The organism is Geodermatophilus sp. URMC 64, from assembly GCF_053502555.1.
In genome coordinates this window covers 5,410,627-5,430,610 of the sequence record NZ_CP199955.1, presented here as the reverse complement: position 1 = coordinate 5,430,610, position 19,984 = coordinate 5,410,627, and the positions used below count along the sequence as shown (strand labels likewise).

Genomic DNA, 19,984 nt, shown 5'->3' with positions numbered 1-19,984 from the left:
GCCGTCGATCCCCGCCACTCCGGGGCAGGGTGACAGAGACGTCCGTTCGCTGCGGCGACGGCTTGCGTGGAGGAGGGTTCGTTGACCGACACAGCCTCGGCCGAGCGGCCGGTGGCGGGGGCGAGGCTGAGCACCGAGATCGTCCGGGACCAGGCCGCATTCGACGCCCTGGCGGCGGACTGGGCGGCACTGCACGCCGCGTCCCCGACGGCGACGCCGTTCCAGTCCCACGCGTGGCTCGCGGCGTGGGCCCGCGTCTACTGCCGGCCCGGCCGGCTGCGCGTGGCCCTGGTGCGCGACGGCGGCCGGCTCGTGGCGGCGGCGCCGCTGCACCTGGTCCGCCGCGGGCCGTGGCCGATCCTCGCGCCGCTGGGCGGGCGGTTGAGCGACTTCACAGACGTGCTCGTCGCCGGTGGCGCCGAGTCGGCGATCCGGACGCTGACCGGCGCGCTGCTCGACGAGCCGGGGTGGTGCCTGGTCGACCTGCCGCAGGTGCAGCCGCGCGGCGCTGCGCTGCGCTGGGCCGCCGACTGGCCGGGCCGGGTCACCCGCCGCCGGTCCGACACGGTGCTGGAGCTGCCCGCCCTCCCGCTGCCGGAGCTGCTCGCCCGCGTGCCCAGCAAGACCGCCAACGTGCTCCGCCGCAAGCTGCGCAAACTCGACGCCAGCGGCGTGGAGGCGACGACGCTGCCGGTGGAGGAGGTCGCTGACGCCGTCGCCACGCTGCTTCGCCTGCACGCGGAGCAGTGGACCGGGCGGGGGATCGACCCCGAGCACCTGAGTGACCGGTTCGCCGCGCACCTCACCGAGGCGGTTCCGCGGATGGTCGCCGACGGCTCGGCTGTCGTGGTGGTCTACAGCCTCGGCGGCGAGGTCCTCGGCTGCCAGCTCGACGTCCTGTCCCACGATCTCCTCGGCTACTACCTCGCCGGGATCTCGCCGCGGCTGAAGGGGCTGATCGACGTCGCGTCGTTGCAGGTGAGCCACGACCTGGAGCTCGCGCGGGCCGCCGGTCTGCCGCGGTATTCGATGCTTCGCGGCACCGAGGACTACAAGCTGCGCTGGCGTCCCGAGACGGTTCCCAACGAGCGGCTGCTGCTCAGCCGGCCTGGTTCCCCCGGTGCGTGGCCTTACCTGCATGCGGTCGACGGGCGGGCGGCCGCGCTGCGGATCGCCCGGCAGCGGGCGCCCTGGCTGCGCCAGGTCCGCGACCGGCTGTCACCCGGGCGTCCGGCGTGACCGGCCGGGAGGCGCGCCTGCTCACCGGCGCCGAGGAGGTGCTCGCCTCGGCACCCGGCTGGGACCGGCTGCCCGCCCCGACCGGCCCGGTCGGCAGCAGCGCCTGGGTGCGGGCGTGGCTGGCCGTGTACGGCGGCGACCACCGCCTGGCGGTCGCCGTGAGCGGGGACGCCGCAGCGCCCGACGCCGTCGTCCCCCTGGTGCGGTCCCGACGCCGGCCGTGGTTCCTGGAGACGCTCGGCGTGCGCGAGATGCTGGAGCCGACCGATGCCCGGTTCGCCGACGAGGCGGCGCTGGCGCCGGTGGCCGACGTCCTCGCCCGTCGCCGGCTGCCGCTGCGCCTGAAGCGGCTGCCCGCCGACTCGCCGCTGCTGCCCGCCCTGCGCCGCAGTTGCCGCGGCCGGGCGCTCGTGCTGGCCCGCCCGACCAAGGGCACCCCGACGATCGCGCTCGAGGAGAGCTGGCAGGCCCCGGAGTCGCACTTCAGCGCCAAGCGCCGGCAGGACTTCCGGGCGGCCCGGCGGCGCGCTTCGACGTTCGGCGAGGTGGAGCTCAGCGTCGAGGAACCCGCGACACCGGAGGGTGCCGAGCGGCTGTTCGAGGAGTTCGTGACGGTCGAGGCGGCCGGCTGGAAGACCCGCGCCGGCACCTCGCTGGCCGCGCAGCCCCGGCTGCGGGAGTACTACCGGCGCTACAGCCGGCTGGCGGCCGAGGAGAAGGCGATCCGCTTCGCCGTCCTGCGCATCGACGGCCGGCCGGTGGCCATGCAGCTGGGTGCCGAGTACGGCGGCCGGTACAGCGTCTTCAAGATCGGCTACGTCGAGGAGTTCGCCCGCTGCTCCCCGGGCACGCTGCTCATGCTGCACACCGTCGCCTGGGCCGCCGGGCGCGGCCTCGAGTCGTTCGAGCTGCTGGGCGTCGAGGAGCCGTGGACGGCGATGTGGTCGACGTCGGTGCGCCCGTGTGTCGAGGTGCACGCCTACCCGCTCTCGCTCTGGAGCCTGCCGGCGGCCGCGGCCGTGGCTGCCGAGCTGTCGCCCCGGGTCGCCCGCGCCGTGGCCGCCCGCCTGCGCCGCCTGCGCGGTCGCCCGGAGGAGGCGTGACCGCCGTCGTCCGCCGGGTGCTGCTCGCGCTCCTGTCGCCGGTGATCCGGCGGGCCGGGCGGGCCTTCATGGCCGGGCCCACCCGCAGGCACGCGCTCGACGTGGCCGGCCGCCTGGTGGCCTGCGGGTTCGCGGTCACCGTCGCCTTCTGGAACGCCCCCGAGGAGGCGCGCGCGACGGTCGAGGCCGAGCTGCGCGCCTGCATCGCCGAGCTGGCCGGCTGGCCGGGGCGGCCGCAGGTGGCGGTCAAGGCGCCGGTGCTGGGCTTCGATCCGGACGCGGTCGCCCGCCTCGCCGAGGCCGCCCGTGCCGCCGGCGTGGGCCTGGTGTTCGACTCGCACGCGCCGGAGGACGCCGACCGGACGCTGCAGCTGGCGCGGGCGGCCCGCGACCTGGGCGCGGACGCCGGGGTCGCCCTGCCCGCGCGCTGGGCCCGGAGCGCGGCGGACGCCGCGGCCCTCGACGGCCTGTCGGCGCGCGTGGTCAAGGGCCAGTGGGCCGACAGCACGCCCGGCGGGGGCGCGCAGGGGGAGGAGTCGATGCGCGCGGCCTACGCGGACCTGGTGGCGCGGCTGACCGCCGGCGGCACGCCCGTGGGTCTCGCCGGGCACGACGCGGTCCTGCTCGGCCGGGTGCTGGACGGGGGTCCGTCCTCGGCCGAGGTCGAGCTGCTCCTCGGGCTGCCGGCCGCGGCGCTGCTGCGGCTGGCCGCGCAGCGCCGCGCCCCGGTGCGCTTCTACGTCGCGTACGGGACGCCGGGCCTGGCCTTCAAGCTGTCGTCCGCGCTGCGCCGGCCCCGCCTGGCGGTGACCCTGGCCCGCGGGGTGCTGCTGGGTGCGCACAACCGCCGGCGGCGGCTCCGCGAGGCGCTGTCGGCCGCCCCGGCGGTCAGCTCGCCGTCCAGCTGAGCAGCTCGTCGGCCGTCCAGGTGTTGACCACCTTCTCGGGGTCGACGCCGCACTCGACGGCGCGCTCGCAGCCGTTGCCCTGCCAGTCCAGCTGACCGGGCGCGTGCGCGTCGGTGTCGATCGCGAACTCGCAGCCGGTCTCGACGGCCAGGCGCAGCAGCCGGCGCGGCGGGTCCAGCCGCTCCGGGCGGGAGTTGATCTCGACCGCGGTGCCGAACTCGACGCAGGCGGCGAACACGGCCTCGGCGTCGAACTGCGACTCCGGCCGCGGCCGCTGGGTGCCGTTGCGCTGCCGGCGTCCGATCACCAGCCGGCCGGTGCAGTGCCCGAGGACGTCGGTGTGCGGGTCGGCGATGGCCCGGATCATGCGTTCGGTCATGCTCGCGGCGTCGGCGCGCAGGTCGGAGTGCACGCTGGCCACGACGACGTCGAGCCGGCCGAGCAGCTCGTCGGTCTGGTCCAGCGAGCCGTCGACGTTGATGTCCACCTCGATGCCGGTGAGGATCCGGAACGGCGCCAGCTCCTCGTTCAGCGCGGCGACGACGTCCAGCTGCCGCTCCAGCCGCTCCGGCGTCAGCCCGTTGGCGACGGTCAGCCGGGGGGAGTGGTCGGTCAGCGCCAGGTACTCGTGGCCGAGAGCGATCGCCGCCTCCGCCATCTCGCGGATCGGGCTGCCGCCGTCGGACCAGTCCGAGTGCGTGTGCAGATCACCGCGCAGCATCGCCCGGAACTCGGCGACGTCGTCGGCGAGCGGGACGAGGTCGGCGAACTTCTCCTCGAGCCCGGTGAGGTAGTCCGGCACCTGGCCCTTGGCGGCCTGGACGATGACCGCCGCCGTCTTCGGGCCGATGCCCTTGAGGTCCTTGAGGGTGTTCGTGCGGATCCGCCGTTCCAGTTCGGCGTCGTCCATCGCGTCGACGACGGCGGCCGCGGACCGGAACGCCTGCACCCGGTAGCTGGGCTCGCGGGCGCGCTCCAGGAGGAAGGCGATCCTCCGGAGCGCGCCCGCGGGGTCGGGAGCGGTCAGGAGGTGACCTTCTTCGCCTGCTTCTTGGCCTCCTTGCGGGCGGCCTTGGCCTGCTTGGCGGCCTTCTTCTGCACCTTCGCGGCCTTCTTCTGGGCCTTGGTCAGCTGCTTCTCGGTGACGTCGGCGGTCCTGCGGGCGGCGCGCCGGGCCCGCCAGCCGACCGACGGCTTGCCCTCGGTGTCGACGGCGGCGATCAGCAGCCCGCCGAGCAGGCCGAGGTTCTTCAGGAAGTGGATGAGCTGGCCGGTCCGCTCGGCGCCGTCCTTCTCCCAGAACCGGTGCCCGGCGAGGGTGGTCGGGACGACGCTCACCGCCAGGGCCGTAGCCGAGAGCCGGGGGAGCCGGCCCAGCGCGAGCAGCGAGCCGGCGGCGACGTGCACGCCGGCGTTGGCCTTGACCCACTGCTCGACGTCCCGGGGGACCTGCACGGGCAGTTGCTTGTCCGCCGTCTCGGTCACCTTCTCGACGACCGGTCGCGCGCCGGCCACCCGGCTCTGCGGATTGCGCAGGGTCTCGATGCCGCCGTAGACGAACGAGGCGGCGAGCAGCGGCCGGGCGATCCGGCGGACCAACATGGTGGACCTTCTTCCCTCGGTGGAGCTCATGATCGTCGCCGACCCTGCTTCCCAGCACCCGCCCGCGACAATCCCCTGGTGGCGACCGTAGCGGCGGGGGCTACCCCCTGCTGTCGCCTCAGGATCCGTAGACCGCGTCCACCCGCGCGGCGACGGCGGTCATGCCGAGGGGGCGCAGCTCGTCGGGGCACGCACGGGTCGCGGGCGGCGCCGCGAGGGCCTTGTCGACGAGGCGGGGGAGCTCCGCGTCGTCGTCGGGCAGGGGGACGGCGGCCGGCGGCGGCGCGGCCAGCTCGTCGAGGCCGGGGCAGCGCCGGTACAGGACGGGCAGCCCGGCGGCGAGGCCCTCCAGGACGGCGAGGCCGAACGTCTCGTAGCGGGACGGCGAGACCAGCAGGTCCATCGCGGAGAGATGCGGCGCGATCGGCTGCTCGCCGACGAGGTGCACGTTCTCCGTGACGCCGAGGTCGGCGGCCAGCCGCTCGAGCGTCTCCCGCTCGGCGCCCTCGCCGACCACCAGCAGGTGCCGGCCGCCGCGCAGCTGCTCGGCCAGGGCCCGCAGCAGGACGTCGAACCGCTTGCCGGGGTGCAGCCGGCCGACCGCGCCGATGACCGCGGCGTCCGCGGGGATGCCGAGGCCGGCGCGCACCGCCGCCCGCGCGTCGGCGTCGAAGGCCAGCGCGGCGAGGTCCAGCCCGTTCGGGACCGTGACCACGCGCTCGGGCGCGATGCCCCAGCGCAGCAGGTTGGCCCGGACGGCGTCGGAGACGGCGATCGTCACCCGGCCCAGCCGCTCGCCGGCGCGGTAGAGCAGCCGCACGCCGCGGGTGGCCGGCCGGCCCTCCAGCTGGTCGTCGAGCAGCGAGTGCTCGGTGGCGACGACGTTGCGGATGCCGGCCAGCCGGGCGGCGAGCCGGCCGTAGAGGCACGCCCGGTAGAGGTGGGTGTGGACGACGTCGTAGTTCCCGCGGCGCATGAGCGCGGCGAGCCGCAGGACCGCGCCGAGCTCCTTGTTGCTGCGCATGCCCAGGTCGGTGACCCGAACGCCGTCCGCGCGCAGCTGCGCCGCGACCGACCCGGCGTTGTACAGCGCGACCACCTCGGCGTCGTGCCGGCTGTGCGCGATCAGCAGCCGCAGCTGCGTCTCCGCGCCGCCCGCGGCCAGGCCGGTGATCACGTGCAGCACCTTCACGCCGGCATCCTCCCAGCCGGCCCCGCCGTCCCGGCCGGGTCACGGGGGCGGGGCCTCCGAACGGGGGACACGGGCGTCCGCCCGTACCCGGCGTGCTCACGGATCCGGGATGGCGCGGTCACGCATCCGGATCGACCGGCCGTCGGGTGGGGGCAGAGCCGGACCGCTCCGTCACGAAATGTTGCCTCGTTCACCGAGCGGAGGTTGGCTGCCCACCGCAGGCTGACAGCACGCGCACAGACAGCGCCTGAGACAAGGGACCCCGCCCATGTCCGACAGCAGGCCGATCCCCACCCCTCTTCGCCGCGGTGTCGTCGTCCCCGTGCTGGCGCTGTTGCTCGTCGTGCTGAGCACGACCGCGGCGCGGGCGGTGGTCGATCCCTCGACCGTCGTCCCGACACTGACCTTCGCGCCGTGCGGCACCACCGCGGAGGGGACGGCGGCGGGCGTGGAGTGCGCCACGGCCGGCCTGCCGCTCGACTACGACGATCCCGGCGGCGCGCAGGTGCAGATCGCCGTCGCCCGGGTGCCGGCCGTCGACCAGGCCAACCGGATCGGCTCGCTGTTCTTCAACTTCGGCGGGCCCGGCGCGTCGTCCGTGGACTTCCTGCAGGCAGCGGGCGCGGGCTTCCTGGCCACGCTCAACCAGCGCTTCGACCTCGTCGCCTTCGACCCGCGCGGTGTCGGGCAGAGCACGCCGTCCATCGACTGCCGCGTCGACCAGGAGGCGATCGGCCTGGCCTCGCAGCCGTTCCCGACCCCGCTGGACATCGACGTCCCGGCCTTCGTGGCGAAGTCGCAGGCCTACGTCGACGCCTGCCTGGCCACGAACGGCGAGATCCTCGCGCACGTCTCGACGGCGAACGTGGCCCGCGACCTCGACGCGCTGCGCGCGGCCGTGGGTGACCCGCAGCTGACCTACCTCGGGTTCTCCTACGGCACGTTCCTGGGCAGCACCTACGCCACGCTCTTCCCCGACCGCTACCGCGCGCTGGTCCTCGACGGCGCCGTCGACCCGCAGGAGTGGATCCACGACACGTCGGCGCTGGGCTTCGAGCAGACCGAAGGGTTCGAGCGGGCGTTCTCCCACTTCCTCGAGGCGTGCGCAGCCGACCAGGTCGCGTGCTCCGGCTTCGGCGGGGCCGACCCGCGGCTGGCGTACGACAACCTGGTCGAGGCGGCGGAGGCCAACCCGATCCCGGCGCCCAACTACGCACCCGACCCGCGGCCGGTCGACGGCGACGACATCCGCGCCGTCACGGTGATCGCGATGTACGCCAAGCAGTTCTGGGGCGACCTCGCCGCGATCCTGGCGCAGACCGCGGCCGGCGACGGCTCGGCGATGCGCGCGGCCGTCGACGAGGCGTTCTACGGGCGCCTGCCGGACGGCACCTTCGACCCCGGCTCCGACCGCTTCTTCACGATCGCCGGCTCCGAGCAGGAGTTCCTCGGGGACGTCGACTTCTACCTCGACCAGGGAGCCGACTCCTGGGCGACGTTCCAGCACTTCTGGTGGAACACCGGCTACCCGGACGTGAGCTTCTCCCTGTGGCCGGTGCACGACGGGGACGCCTTCGGCGGCCCGTGGACCGTGCCGGGCGGCTCGCCGACGCCGCTGGTCATCGGCAACACCTACGACCCGGCGACGCCGTACCAGTGGGCCCAGCAGCTGACCGCCCAGCTCGGCAACGCCCGGCTGCTGACGATGGACGGCGACGGGCACACCGCCTACGGCGGCAACTCGGCCTGCATCGACACCGCCACGGAGGCCTACCTGGTCGACCTCACGCTGCCGGCGCCCGGCACCGTGTGCAGCCAGGACGTGCCCTTCGCGGCGCCGACCCCGGTGCCGGCGGCGGGGGCGACCGCCACCTCTGCCTCCACCTCCGTCCTCGGGGTCCAGGGGCGGTTCACCCTCCCCCTCGCCAGCCGGAACTAGCGGTAGTGGCGCAGCCCACGTCCCGGTAGCGGGCTGCGCCCCGGATGATCGAGCGATGCAGACCGACGCGCCGCCGGGACGGCGCCGGGGCTGGTGGGTCCACGGCTCGGCGCTGGCGCTCGTCGGTCTGTTCGGTGCCGGCTTCCTCGTGCGGATCCGCTGTGCCGCCTTCGGCCGGTGCGGCGGGCCGGCGGCGCGGCTGCTCGACCTCGAGGCCCTGGGCGGCCTGCCGCGGCTGGTGACGACGGCGATGTTCGTCGCCACCGCCGTCCTCGCCTGGGGGACGGCGCGCCGGGCCGCCGGCCGCCACCGGCTCTGGTGGACGGCGATCGCCGCGGCCGGGGCCGTCCTCGCGCTGCTGAAGTTGGTCAGCGCCCACTCGGTGGCCAAGGCCGACTCCGCCGTGCTCACGCTGGTGGGCAGCGTCGGGCTCGCCGTCGCCGCGCTGGTGCTGCTGTGGGTGCTCGGGCGGCGCTGGGGCGTGGCGGCCACCGGGCCGGTGGTCGGCGCGCTGGCGCTCTACGCCGGGGCGGCGATCGGGCTGGACGCGGTCACCTTTCTCGCCGCCGCCGTCCAGACCTCCGCCGGTGCGTTGACCCATGCCGCGAGCACGTTCGTCGAGGAGCTGGGTGAGGCGCTGTCGGCGTTGGTGCTGGTCGTGACCGTGCGCCGGCGGGGTCAGTCGGTGCGGCAGCAGTAGGCCGTGAGACCGTCGCCTTGGGCAGCGACTGATCGCGGGAAGGGCGGCAGCGTGGAGGACATCAGGGTCGAGCCGCTGGCCGACTCGAGCGACGACCGTGGGATCAGCTTCTCGGTCGTCCAGGAGCAGTTGTCTGCGATCGGACCGGTCCAGGACCTGCACATCGCAGCGATCAAGCCAGGGCACGTCCGGGGTAACCACTACCACTCGCGACGAGGCGAGCTCATCGCCGTCATCTACCGGGACGCCTGGTCGTTGCACTGGGATACCGGCCCCGGGACGGATCGCCGCGAGAACCGCTACACGGGGACCGGGGCGGTCGCTGTCATCCCCCCACTGAACTGGTCGCACGCCGTGCGGAACGACGGCCGAGAAGATCTCTGGATCGTGTCCGCAAGCGACGCGCCCTACGACCGCCACGATTCGGATCCCGAATCGCGGGACGCGATTCCGCGCCTCGTGGCGCGGTGAGGGCTACGTGGTGGCGTCCTTCCGCACTTTCTGCCACGTCAGCGAGTACGGGGTGGAGGGATACGCAAACCTGCACCGGATGATCGCGGTCAGCTCGCCGCTCGTACTGTGGGCCCCGTCGAGCGCATTTCTAGCGCAGCCCTCCTGCCGAGTGCCCCCTCACGACTTCCTCGATTACGTCGACCGGGGCCTGATCAAGGTCATCGGCCGCGAGCACTGGCTGCTCGGGCGCGAGCAGCGGAGAGACGCGTCCTGGGTTGGGGCGAGCTGGGACGACTACCTCGACAAGGCGCTGCGGACGATGGCGGTCGGCGACCAGTTCTGTCCCGTTTCCGAGCGTCGGGTCATCATCGCGGAGCCCGAGGGAGGGAAGGAGTTCGCTGAGAGGGAACTCGAGGAAAACGGCAGGCTGGTCGAGCTGATCACGGCCATGGTCACTGACGCCGAGCGGCGCGCCGAGATCCCCGTGGGCGTGCTGGAGGCAGCCGACAAGCTCACAGGCAGGCCTGACACGCTCGCATTTCAAGTGCTGCGCGATGCGTACAACCACGTCAATGCGGTCGCCGAGGCGCAGTCGCAGGCGCCGTTCCTCTTGCAGCCGCGGGAGAGCCGCTTCGTCACGCTCATGGCGGAGTTGACCCAGGATCGGCTCGGGAGCGCCATTCCACGCACGCCTTCTATCGGCCGGACGCTGTCCGATGCGGAGCTGGCGGAGTTCACCCGCGAGATCCTGCGCCTGCTGGAGCACCTGGATGCCGCCCGGCGGACTTCGCTGCGTGACTTCATGGACGGTGAGGGCCATCGGCAGCTCGCAGGGTGGGTCGGCGAGATCTTTGCGGAACTGGTCGCGGTCGGGGCGACGGACGTGAGGGGTGCTGTCCTTCGACGTGTCCAGCACGACTTCGACAAGGGCGAACTGCAGGACGGCCCGCCGGGTGCCTTGCGTCGGGCCCTGGAGGTTGCCGGCCGCGCCTCGTTCGTGGGCGGCGTCGGCGAGGTTCTGGCCACTGGCCAACTCAGTGCTCTGGGGGCGCTGGGCCTCCTCGTGGGGCTCTTCCAGGAAGTCGGTGCCCCCATCGCAGAGCGACTCGGCTTCGTGCCGGCCTCGTACACCGGCGAGCAGTGGCCGTTCCTGTACACGTTCGGGAAGCCTGCGTCCGGTCGCGGGCACGCGGAGATGCGGTCCGTGCTGGATTCACTGGTTCCCGACTGACCGTGCGGGGGCGGGGTCAGTCGGTGCGGCAGCAGTAGACGGTGAGGTGCGCGCCCTTGCGGAAGCGGAACTCGGTCGTCGTCTCGCCGGTCTCGCCGTCGAAGGCCACCTGCTGCGGGCCCGAGCGGGAGACGACGTCGAGCGACTCCACCTGCAGCTGCTCGTAGCCGGAGCTGCGGTCGCTGATGCCGAACAGGCTGCCCAGCACCGCCCGTGTGCGGCTGAACCGCACGTCGGCGCGCAGGTACTGGACGTCGAGCAGGCCGTCCTCCAGCCGCGGACGCCAGGCCGGGGAGAGCCCGCGCGGGGTGTAGCAGCAGTTGCCGACGAACAGGATCCAGACCTTGAGCGGGCGGCCGTTCAGCACGATCGACACCGGCGTCCCGCGGCGCAGCACCTGCGCCACCGCGACCGTCATCGCCGTCCACTTGCCCATGCGCCGGGCCAAGCGGTCGCGGCGGGCGACCATCTCCGGATAGGCGCCGATGCTCGCGGTGTTGAGGAACGGCGTGCCGTTGACCTCGGCGACGTCGACCTGCACGCCCCGGCCGGAGGTCACCGCCTCGGCGGCGTCCTCGGGGGTGTCGACGCCGACGTCCCGCGCGAAGTGGTTGAGCGTGCCGGCGGGGACGACGGCCAGCGGCAGCCCGTGCTCGAGCGCCACAGCCGCGGCGGCCGCGACGCTGCCGTCGCCGCCGGCGACGCCGAGGGCCCGGGCGCCGTCGCGGGTGGCGTCCTGCAGCAGCTCGGTCACGCCGTGCTGCTCGGTGATCTCGTGGACCTGCGCGCGGGGGAGCAGCCGCAGGACGTCCTTGGCCGGGTCGTACTCGTCGGTGCCCGACCGCGGGTTGACCGCGACGACCAGGCCCTCGCCCTCGCGCAGCGCCGGGGCCTCGTGTGCGGGACGGACCCGCGCCGGCGTCTTCGGCCGGACCCGCCACCATCGCTCGCTGGCCGTGGCCACTGCGCCCCCGACGAGGAAGCCCGCGACGACGTCCCCCGGGTAGTGGACGCCGACGTGCACGCGGGAGTAGCCGACCGCGGCGGCGACCGGTGCGAGGGCCGCCCCGGCCAGGGTGTTCTCCATCGCGACGCCGGTGACGAACGCCGCCGCCGACGCCGAGTGCCCGCTGGGGAAGGACTCGGTGACCGGTGAGCGGGGGAGCTTCCGGTCGGCGCGCAGGTTGGCGATGTCCGGCCGCACCCGCCCGAACAGCCGCTTGAGGACGAGGTTGACGAGCAGGCTCGACACGCTCAGGGAGCCGACCCCGCGGAGGGCACCGCGCCGGAGCGACCCCTTCTTCAGCCCCAGCAGGACGGCGAGCACCAGCCAGAGGCGGCCGTGGTTGGCCGCGATCGAAAGCCGGCGCAGCCAGCGGTCGGCCGGCGAGGCGGGCAGCGCGCCGACGAGCGCGTGCAGGCGCGCGTCCCACGTCCGCGGGTGAGGCATGCGCGGGACGCTAGCGGAGGAGATCCGTGCGCGTTACCGCGGCGAATCTCCTCCGCTCCGGCTGCGGGCGCGGTAGGCGGCCACCGTCGAGCGGCTGGCGCAGGTGTTGGAGCAGTACCGGCGGCTGGCGTTGCGCGAGGTGTCGACGTACACGTTGTCGCAGCCCTCGGCCGAGCAGACGCCCAGCCGCTGCCACCCGTGCTGGACCACCACCTGGGACAGGCCCATCGCCACCGTCGTCGTCAGCTGCTCGAGCACCGGGGCGTCGGCGCTGGCGTAGTGCAGGTGCAGCTCGCCGTCGTGGTCGGTGGCGTAGGGCCGCGGCCGGGCCAGCGCGAGCAGCTCGTTGAGCCGGTCGATCACCTCGGGCTGCGACTCCGCGACGGCGACCGCGCGGATCAGCTGCGCCGTCTCGCGCACCTTCGCCGCGTCCCGGCCGGTCAGTTCCAGGGTGATGCCGGGCGAGAACCACTCGGCGTGGGATGTGAGAAAGGTCTCCGGGGTCCCGAGCTCGGCGTTCGCCAGATCGATGGCCAACTCGACGGCACTTGACCCGTAGGTGTCGTAGTCCATTTGACTCCCTACCCGCTGCTGGATACCGTCGAGCCTGCGTAGGTGGTGAACATCGAGTTGGCCCCTACGAATTCCTTCCCGGCAAGTTCTGCGAAACGAGCTCTACCGTGCGTGCGTACCTGACCGTCTGGCGGCTGCCCTCCGCCCCGGTGCTCCTGGTGGCCGGCTTCGCCGGCCGGTTGCCGTCCGCGATGGTGCCGCTGGCGCTGCTGCTCATGGTGCAGCAGCAGACCGGTTCCTACGCGATCGCCGGCCTGGCGTCGGCCACCCACGGCATCGCCATGGCGCTCATGGCGCCGATCCTCGGGCGGCTGGCCGACCAGCGCGGCCCGCGGCGGGTCCTGCTCGCGCAGTCGGTGGCCTACCCGGTGCTGCTCGGCCTGCTCGTCGCCGTCGTCCTCGGCGGGGCACCGGTGCAGGCGATCGTCGCCGCGTCGTTCGCGGCCGGGACGTCGACGCCGCTGGTGTCCGGCACCGTCCGGGCGCTGTGGTCACGGGTCGACCCCACCGTGCGGGGCACCGCGTACGCGCTCGACGCGACCTTCACCGAGCTCGTCTTCGTCGCCGGCCCGACGACGGTCGCCGCGCTCACCGTGCTCGCCACCCCGGCGATCGCGGTCGGCGTCGCCGGCGCGCTGGCCGTTTCCGGCGCCGTGGCGATCGCGACCTGCGGCGCGATGCGCGGCTGGGCGCCCCCGGCCGAGCGGTCCGGGGGCATGCTCTCGACGGTGCTCGCCCCGGGGATGCCGCGGGTCCTGGTCAGCGGCTCGGCGCTGATGCTCGGCTTCGGCGCGCTCGAGGTCGCCGTCCCGGCGTTCGCCGACGCGGCCGGCGCGCCCGGCATGTCCGGCGTCCTCCTGGCCGTGTGGTCGCTGGGCTCGGTCGCCGGCGGCCTGTGGTTCGGCGCCCGCGTGGTCAGCGTCTCGCTGCCCCGGCAGTACCGCTGGGGGCTGCTCGGCGTGACCATCGGCCTCGCCCCGCTGGCCACGGTGTCCAGCCCGCTGGTGCTCGGCGCCCTGCTGTTCCTCGGGGGGACGGCGATCGCCCCGACGCTGACCGTGCAGAGCTCGCTGGTCGGCTCCATCGCGCCGGCGCACGCCACCACCGAGGCGTTCACCTGGCTGTCGACGATCGCGTTCGGCGCCTCGGCGATCGGGGCCGCCGTCGGCGGGGCGCTGATCGAGACGTCGCTGGGGGTGTCCGCCTCGCTGGTGCTGGCCGCCGTCGGCGCGGCGCTGGCCGTGGCGGTGACGCTGGTGCCGGGTCGCCGTCCGTCGGTGGCGGTGGACCGTCAGCCGGTGGCCGCCTGACCGCCGAGGCGGCTGGGGGACGGCGGCGGCTCGCTGGTAACCTGCGTCGCGGTGGCCCGCTCGGGCTTCCAGGAGGCTTCGCCTAGTCCGGTCTATGGCGCCGCACTGCTAATGCGGTTTGGGTTAACCCCCATCCCGGGTTCAAATCCCGGAGCCTCCGCCCCTGCCGGGCAGCGCCGTCACGCTGCTCGGCGCGCCATCGTCCGGTCACGGACGGGGCTGACGCGCCGACCGAACGGCACTGCCCGGTCCGCGTCGCTCACGCGCCCCTTGCCGCCCGCGCCGGCCGCTCCGGATCGTCGCCCCACTCGGCCGAGTGGGGGCGGACATGACGACGCCGGACAGCGGACCACGACCGAGGGAGGCGTCCGAGGACTCCTCGGCGCTGGCCTCGGCGAGACGGGTCCTGGAGGAGTGGCCGGGCTCGCCGGTCCCGACGATCGACGTCGGCGACCTCGGCGCGCTCAGCGGCGGCGAGGGGTCCGCGTTCGCCACCGACCTGGTCCGCCGGCTGGCCACGGCGCTGGCCGAGGGCGTCCGTGATCCCGGTGAGCTGCTCGACGAGTGCGTCGCGCTGATCGAGCACCTGGTCCCCGGCGCGCATCCCGACCCGACCGCGGTGGCGGAGGCCTGGCGCGCGTTCGGTCCGGACGGGCCCGCCGCGGCGCTCGCGCCGGCCGGGGCCCGGGCGCTCGGCTGGATGCTCGGGCGCTCCGGCGACGTCTCGCTCACCGCGTGGTTCGCCGCCGACGCCACGGCGGCTCCGCTGGTCGCCGCGCTCGAGACCACCGCGACCGACGTCCGCGACTTCGCGGTCGTGGCCTCCGAGGGCCCGCGCGCGGTGGTGCTGCACGCGTCGCCGCCGTCGTTCGCGGAGCAGGGACCCGCCGAGAGCGGGGACCTGGGCTTCTCCGAGGCCATGGTGGAGGTCGCCCCGGAGGCGGCACCGGACTGGCCGGCGTCCGCGGAGGAGTCCGTCGAGGAGGGGCCCCGAACGCTCTCGCCCGCGGAGACGGGCACCCCGCCGGCCCCCGTCGTCCTGCCGCCGTCAACCCCCGCGGCGTCGCCGGTTCCGGCCCCGAGGACGCCGGCCGACGAGGCCACGCCCGAGCCGGTGGCGCGCCAGGACGGGCGGGTGTTCTACGGCGAGCTGGAGGACCACGACCGCGACCAGCCCCTCGAGGTCGGCCAGGGCTACACCGTGGCCCTGGCCATCGCCCCGGAGCCGCCCCCGGACGCCATAGCCGGCGCCTCGGTCGCGGATGCGCAGCTGTTCGCCCCCGACAGCGACCAGGCCGTCGTCGAGCTCACCGTCCAGCTCGACACCAAGGACTTCGAGGTCTCCGAGCAGAGCCGGCCGCTGCGGGTGCCGCGGACCGGGCGCTCGCTGAACAAGGCGAGGTTCGACATCGTCCCGCTGCACGAGGGGCCGGGGACGATCATCGCGACCCTGCACCGGGAGGGGAACTTCATCCACCGGCTGACGATCACCCTCCCGGTCGGGCAGCAGACGACGCAGCCGGTCGAGTTCACCTCTGTGGGCCGGCAGGTGGTCGCGGGGGAGCTGCGCGGGCCCCGGGAGCTGTCGCTCCAGCTGAGCCCGGGACGCAACGGTGGCTACACCTGCGTCGTCACGGGCCGGACGGCGCGCTACGCCGAGCTGCCGATCAAGGACGAGGAGCTCGCCGACGCCGCCGAGCAGGTCCGGGCGGCCCTCATGCAGGTCGTGAACCACCGCGAGGGCACCGGCTACCCGTTCAGCGACGGCCTCGACGTCCCCGAGGCCGCCGAGCAGTTCGCCCTGCAGACCCTCGCCTTCGCCGGAGCCGACCTGTTCCAGCGGCTCTTCTGGCACCCGGCGGCCGGCGAGGACGCGAAGAACATCGGCCGGGGCCTGCGAGAGGTCGCCCTGCAGGACGGCGCGCCGCTGAAGCTGCAGATCGTCTCGCGCGACGTCCCCGTGCCGTGGCCGCTGATCTACCTCGGCGAGGTGAAGGCCGGGGCGGAGCTGCGCTGGGAGAACTTCCTCGGCATGCGCTGCGTCATGGAGCGCATCCCGTTCGGCAACGGCTTCCCCGAGGTGGTCACCTCGATCGCCAGCGACAGCCCGGAGCTGTCGGTCAGCCTCAACCTCAACACCGCGATCGACCAGCAGATGCAGGCTCGGTTCGTCGCCGACCAGCAGGACTGGTGGCAGGCCACGTCGACCAGCCGGTCGAACCTCCGGGTCATCGGCCGCAGCCGGAAGGCCGAGGTGCTCGCCGCCCTGGCCGCGCAGGACTGCGCCGACCAGGTCTTCTACCTGTACTGCCACGCCACGGCGAAAGGGCCCCGGGACGCCGGCGGGATCCGCGCCTCCTCCGTCGAGTTCGGCGACGGCGCCCTGACCCTCGCCGACCTCTACCGCGAGGCGCCGACGGAGACGGCGCTCGCCGGCAACCCGCTGGTGTTCGTCAACGCCTGCGAGTCCTCCGAGCTCAGCCCGCTGTTCTACGACGGCTTCGTGCCCTACTTCATGGCCAAGGGCGCGCGCGGCGTCATCGGCACCGAGTGCAAGATCCCCGCCCTGTTCGCCGAGGAGTGGGCGGGGCGGTTCTTCGACCGCTTCCTCGACGCTGAGCCGCTCGGCGAGATCGTGCGCGCGCTCTGCCAGGAATTCGTCACCCAGCACCGCAACCCGCTCGGGCTCATCTACGCCGTGCACTGCGACGGGGACACCGCCGTCTCTCCGGCCCTGGTGCGCCGCGCGGGCTGACCGCGAGGAGGAGAGCCATGCCGCTGCGCCGGGTCCCCGACCGGGATCTCACCTATCACCTGCTGGCGTTCGACGACGACGGCCGCGAGCGCCGGGAGGACGACGGCCGATACAGCGAGCGGGTGCTCGACGCGGCCCGGGACGAGCCGCCGTCCGACATCTTCCTGGTCAGCCACGGCTGGATGGGCGACGTCCCGGGGGCGATCCGCCAGTACGACCGCTGGCTCCGGGTCATGTACGACCAGCGGGCCGACCGCGAGGCGGCGCACGCCCGCCGCCCGGAGTGGCGGTCGCTGGTCGTCGGGCTGCACTGGCCGAGCAAGCCGTGGGGCGACGAGCGCATCCCGGACGGGGCGCGGCTGCTGTCCGAGGCGGACGAGGAGGTCGACGAGTTCGCGGCCGAGGACGCCATGGACGACGCGGCGCTGGTCGACGCCTACGCGCGGCGCATCGCGGACACGCCCGCGGCCCGCGACGCGCTGCGGACGATCGTCTCGGCGCGGCCGGCCACCGAGGCGCAGGTCCTGCCGCCCGAGGTCGAGGCCGCCTACGGCGTCCTCTTCGCCGAGTCCGGGCTCACGACCGAGGGCGCCGGCGCTCCGCCGGGGGCCGACCAGCCGGAGTTCGCCCCCGAGCGGATCGTCGCGGACGCCCGGGCGGAGGCGGCCGAGTCGGGCCCTGCGGTGCTCGGCGGGTCCGGCGACCAGCTGCTGGACCTGGTTCGCATGCCGCTGCGCCAGCTGTCGTTCTGGAGGATGAAGGACCGGGCACGGCAGTTCGGCGAGCGGGGCGCTCACGACCTCGTGCGGCAGCTGCAGGAGGCCGCGCCGGAGGCCCGGATCCACCTGATGGGGCACAGCTTCGGGTGCATCGTCGTCTCGGCCGCCGTCGCCGGGGCTCCCGCCGACCGGTCGGTCCGCCGCCCGGTCGCCACCCTGTTCCTGGTCCAGGGCGCGCTGTCGCTCTGGGCGTTCACCGACGACATCCCGTACCAGCGCGGCACCGCCGGGTACTTCCGCCCCCTGGTCGACCAGCAGCTCGTGAGCGGCCCGCTGGTCACCACCCGCTCGCGGTTCGACACCGCCGTCGGCAAGCTCTACCCCCTCGGCGCGGGCGTCGCCCGGCAGCGCGTCCTCGGGGGAGATGACTTCCCCGAGTTCGGCGGGGTGGGGTCGTTCGGCGCGCAGGGCGTCAAGGACGCCGGCGACGCGACGATGACCGACGACCGCCAGCGCTACGACATGGCCGCCGGGAGGGTGCTCAACATCGAGGCCAGCGACGTCATCCGCAACGGCGGTGGACCGTCCGGCGCGCACAGCGACATCAGGCACCCCGCGGTCGCGCACGCCTTCTGGCAGGCCGTCCTCGTCGGCGGCTGACGGACCGCCCCGAGGCTCACGGCGACCGCCCGCTACACTGATGCTGCGCCGCTCGCGCGGTGCTGCGCCCGTAGCTCAACGGATAGAGCATCTGACTACGGATCAGAAGGTTAGGGGTTCGAGTCCCTTCGGGCGCGCGTCTGGTTGAGACAGCGCCGCGGCCCCGCTCTCGTGACGACGAGAACGGGGCCGCGCGTTCTCCGCCGCAGGTTGTGGGCGGGCGCCGTCCGGAGAACCATGGCCGGGACCCACGCCGTCTGCGAGGAGTGCTCATGGAGCCGCAGAACCAGGAGCCCGAAGGCGACTACGGCTACGACGAGGTGCACGCCGACGTCCGCCGGCCGCAGCGCACCGAGCCGTCACCGCAGCCCGAGCACCGCCGCGCCCCGGCGCATCGCAGTCCCGAGCTCGACCAGGACTACGGCTACGACGAGGCTCACTCCTTCTGAGCCCGCCGGATCGGCGCCACGGTCGGCACCGGCTCGTTGGTGAGGAAGTCGAGCACGATCGCGTTCACCAGGTGCGGCTTCTCCTGGGTGAGGAAGTGCGACGTCCCGGGGACGACGGCGAACTCCGCACCCGGGATGGCCTCGAACATGGCCACCGCGTGCTGGAGCGTCACCAGGTCGTCGTCGGAGAACATGACCAGCGACCGGGCGCGGATCTTCCCCAGCTCGGCGATGTCCACGTGCGGCTCGGTCTTCATCAGCTCGCCGATCTTCGCGACGACGGTCGGGAAGTGCGCCTCGCCGTCCGGTGAGACCTCGCCGTAGGAGGTGCCGAGGAACTGCACCACCTGGTCGACGTCGAACTCCATGTCCGGCGCGGCCTCGCCCGACTTGTCGAACCCGCCGCTGATCATGACCAGCCGGTTCACCAGGTCCGGGCGCTGGATGGCCACGAGCATGGCGACGACGGCGCCGTCGCTGTGCCCGACCAGGTCCGCCGGCCCGCCGAGCACCTGGTCGAGGAAGGCGATCGTGTCGTCGGTCATCAGCTGGTAGGTGATCGGCCCCTCGACGTCGGCCGTGTGCCCGTGCCCCCGCCGCTCGGGCGTGTACACGTGGAACCGCTCGGCCAGCGGCTTCAGGTTCGGCTCGAAGAACCGGGCGTCCACCAGGCCGCCGTGCAGCAGCACCAGCGGTGGGCCGTCGCCGTGCTCCTCGTACCAGGTGGTGACCGGACCCGTCTGCGCGTACGAAGCCATGTCCGCTCCCTCGGTCGGCCGACTGCATGGCGGGCCCGAGCCTCCCGCGCGGGAGCGCAGCGCGGAACCCGTCAGCGCAGGATCCGCCCGGCGAAGTCGCCGATCACCGCGGCGACCTGCTCCGGCGCCCGCACGGTCGCGACGTGGCCCTGCCTCGGCAGGACGACGACCGAGTCCAGCCGGGGCAGGACGGCGGCCAGCGCGTCGAGCCCCGCGCGCAGGTGGGCCGGGCTGCGCCCGCCGCCGAGGAGCAGCACCGGGACGTCGACCGCCGCGTACCGGCCGACGCCCACGCCGAGCGACTCCATCGCCTCGTCGTCGGCGACCTGGCCTTCCGCGTGTTCGATGAGCTGCCGCCCGACCGCGGGGAACAGGCGGAAGACGAGGGCGCCGAGCCGGCCGGCGCGGACGATGTCCCGCGCATGGATCACCATCGCCGCGTGCGGGTCGCCGCGGTCCAGCGCCGCGCGGGCGCGGACCAGCGCGTCGCCGCCGATCGGCCGGTCGACGGCGACGGGCGGCTCGTAGAGCAGCAGCGCGGCGAACCGGTGCCGCAGCGCCGCCTCGAGCGCGACCACCCCGCCCGACGAGTGGCCGACCACGAGGAGCGGGGCCTTCTCGGCCGCGGCGACGGCCAGCAGGTCGGCGACCTCGGCGGCCATGGCCGCGGCGCCGCGCGGGGGCGGCGGGGTGCGGTAGGTGGGCCGGTCGTAGGTCAGCACCCGGAACCGCTCGGCCAGCGGCCGGGCGACGGCGTCCCAGATCGCGCCGGTGGAGGAGCCGGCGTGCACGAGCAGGATCGCCGGGCCGGCGCCGCGCTCGGTGACGGTCACCCCGCCGGCGTCGAACGTCCGCGTCTCAGGCATAGGTACCTATACCTGCGGATCGGCGCCGAGGACGCACGTATGGGTACCTATGCCTGAGAGTGGCTCAGGCCGGGGAG

General features: G+C 74.2%; 18 protein-coding genes and 2 tRNA genes. 13 read left to right on the top strand and 7 right to left on the bottom strand.

Annotated elements, in window-relative coordinates; translation table 11 throughout:
- The first annotated feature begins 81 nt into the window (after positions 1–81).
- The 3 genes from ACWIYF_RS26630 to ACWIYF_RS26620 are packed head-to-tail and all read left to right on the top strand — an operon-like array spanning position 82 to position 3,250.
- A complete protein-coding gene (locus ACWIYF_RS26630) occupies positions 82–1,239 on the top strand; it encodes a GNAT family N-acetyltransferase (RefSeq protein WP_448625835.1) in 1,158 nt (385 codons plus the stop codon).
- The gene (locus ACWIYF_RS26625) at positions 1,236–2,342 is read left to right on the top strand and encodes a GNAT family N-acetyltransferase (RefSeq protein ID WP_448625834.1); all 1,107 of its coding nucleotides are present in this window, start codon (positions 1,236–1,238) and stop codon (positions 2,340–2,342) included. The genes ACWIYF_RS26630 and ACWIYF_RS26625 overlap by 4 nt, the downstream gene beginning before the upstream one ends.
- Positions 2,339–3,250 (top strand): hypothetical protein, encoded by a 912-nt coding sequence (locus tag ACWIYF_RS26620; protein ID WP_448625833.1) that lies wholly within the window; start codon positions 2,339–2,341, stop codon positions 3,248–3,250. Before ACWIYF_RS26625 ends, ACWIYF_RS26620 begins: the two co-directional genes overlap by 4 nt.
- Here the strand turns inward: ACWIYF_RS26620 and ACWIYF_RS26615 are convergent.
- The 3 genes from ACWIYF_RS26615 to ACWIYF_RS26605 form a co-directional block, all read right to left on the bottom strand.
- Entirely contained in the window at positions 3,231–4,277 is a 1,047-nt protein-coding gene (locus tag ACWIYF_RS26615; RefSeq protein ID WP_448628802.1) for a PHP domain-containing protein, read from the bottom strand. The genes ACWIYF_RS26620 and ACWIYF_RS26615 overlap by 20 nt on opposite strands.
- Positions 4,274–4,852 (bottom strand): DoxX family protein, encoded by a 579-nt coding sequence (locus tag ACWIYF_RS26610; protein WP_448625832.1) that lies wholly within the window; start codon positions 4,850–4,852, stop codon positions 4,274–4,276. Before ACWIYF_RS26610 ends, ACWIYF_RS26615 begins: the two co-directional genes overlap by 4 nt.
- Before the next feature lie 118 nt (positions 4,853–4,970).
- Positions 4,971–6,044: a glycosyltransferase gene (locus ACWIYF_RS26605; RefSeq protein ID WP_448625831.1), complete on the bottom strand. Its 1,074-nt coding sequence runs from the start codon at positions 6,042–6,044 to the stop codon at positions 4,971–4,973.
- Between the two features lie 268 nt (positions 6,045–6,312).
- Between ACWIYF_RS26605 and ACWIYF_RS26600 the strand changes: the two genes are divergently transcribed.
- The 4 genes from ACWIYF_RS26600 to ACWIYF_RS26585 are packed head-to-tail and all read left to right on the top strand — an operon-like array spanning position 6,313 to position 10,367.
- Positions 6,313–7,983 carry an alpha/beta hydrolase gene (locus ACWIYF_RS26600; protein WP_448625830.1) on the top strand — a complete coding sequence of 557 codons (1,671 nt, stop codon included), beginning with the start codon at positions 6,313–6,315 and terminating at the stop codon, positions 7,981–7,983.
- Positions 7,984–8,038: 55 nt separating this feature from the next.
- Positions 8,039–8,683, top strand: coding sequence for a hypothetical protein (locus tag ACWIYF_RS26595; RefSeq protein WP_448625829.1), 645 nt, complete (start codon positions 8,039–8,041; stop codon positions 8,681–8,683).
- Positions 8,684–8,734: 51 nt separating this feature from the next.
- Complete coding sequence (locus ACWIYF_RS26590) at positions 8,735–9,154, top strand: polysaccharide biosynthesis C-terminal domain-containing protein (RefSeq protein ID WP_448625828.1); 420 nt, start codon at positions 8,735–8,737, stop codon at positions 9,152–9,154.
- A gap of 7 nt (positions 9,155–9,161) precedes the next feature.
- Complete coding sequence (locus ACWIYF_RS26585) at positions 9,162–10,367, top strand: hypothetical protein (RefSeq protein WP_448625827.1); 1,206 nt, start codon at positions 9,162–9,164, stop codon at positions 10,365–10,367.
- A gap of 16 nt (positions 10,368–10,383) precedes the next feature.
- Here the strand turns inward: ACWIYF_RS26585 and ACWIYF_RS26580 are convergent, their stop codons facing one another.
- Together ACWIYF_RS26580 and ACWIYF_RS26575 are read right to left on the bottom strand one after the other, a co-directional pair.
- Positions 10,384–11,817, bottom strand: a complete 1,434-nt coding sequence (locus ACWIYF_RS26580; protein WP_448625826.1) for a phosphatase PAP2 family protein — start codon at positions 11,815–11,817, stop codon at positions 10,384–10,386.
- 33 nt (positions 11,818–11,850) lie between these two features.
- Complete coding sequence (locus tag ACWIYF_RS26575; protein WP_448625825.1) at positions 11,851–12,390, bottom strand: CGNR zinc finger domain-containing protein; 540 nt, start codon at positions 12,388–12,390, stop codon at positions 11,851–11,853.
- 107 nt (positions 12,391–12,497) lie between these two features.
- Here ACWIYF_RS26575 and ACWIYF_RS26570 point away from each other — a divergent pair, with 107 nt between their 5' ends.
- From ACWIYF_RS26570 to ACWIYF_RS26545, 6 genes are all read left to right on the top strand, one after another.
- The gene (locus ACWIYF_RS26570; RefSeq protein WP_448625824.1) at positions 12,498–13,700 is read left to right on the top strand and encodes an MFS transporter; all 1,203 of its coding nucleotides are present in this window, start codon (positions 12,498–12,500) and stop codon (positions 13,698–13,700) included.
- A gap of 71 nt (positions 13,701–13,771) precedes the next feature.
- Positions 13,772–13,860, top strand: a tRNA-Ser gene (locus ACWIYF_RS26565).
- Between the two features lie 168 nt (positions 13,861–14,028).
- A complete protein-coding gene (locus ACWIYF_RS26560) occupies positions 14,029–16,455 on the top strand; it encodes a CHAT domain-containing protein (protein ID WP_448625823.1) in 2,427 nt (808 codons plus the stop codon).
- Between the two features lie 17 nt (positions 16,456–16,472).
- Positions 16,473–17,834 (top strand): hypothetical protein, encoded by a 1,362-nt coding sequence (locus tag ACWIYF_RS26555; protein ID WP_448625822.1) that lies wholly within the window; start codon positions 16,473–16,475, stop codon positions 17,832–17,834.
- A gap of 64 nt (positions 17,835–17,898) precedes the next feature.
- Positions 17,899–17,971 (top strand) — tRNA-Arg (locus ACWIYF_RS26550).
- Between the two features lie 135 nt (positions 17,972–18,106).
- Entirely contained in the window at positions 18,107–18,283 is a 177-nt protein-coding gene (locus ACWIYF_RS26545; protein WP_448625821.1) for a hypothetical protein, read from the top strand.
- On the opposite strand, the gene ACWIYF_RS26540 is transcribed toward ACWIYF_RS26545, so the two are convergent.
- On the bottom strand, positions 18,271–19,041 hold the full coding sequence (locus tag ACWIYF_RS26540; RefSeq protein WP_448625820.1) for an alpha/beta fold hydrolase: 771 nt from the start codon (positions 19,039–19,041) through the stop codon (positions 18,271–18,273). The two genes, ACWIYF_RS26545 and ACWIYF_RS26540, sit on opposite strands and share 13 nt — an antisense overlap.
- Before the next feature lie 71 nt (positions 19,042–19,112).
- Positions 19,113–19,907 (bottom strand): alpha/beta fold hydrolase, encoded by a 795-nt coding sequence (locus ACWIYF_RS26535; protein ID WP_448625819.1) that lies wholly within the window; start codon positions 19,905–19,907, stop codon positions 19,113–19,115.
- Positions 19,908–19,984 lie beyond the last annotated feature (77 nt).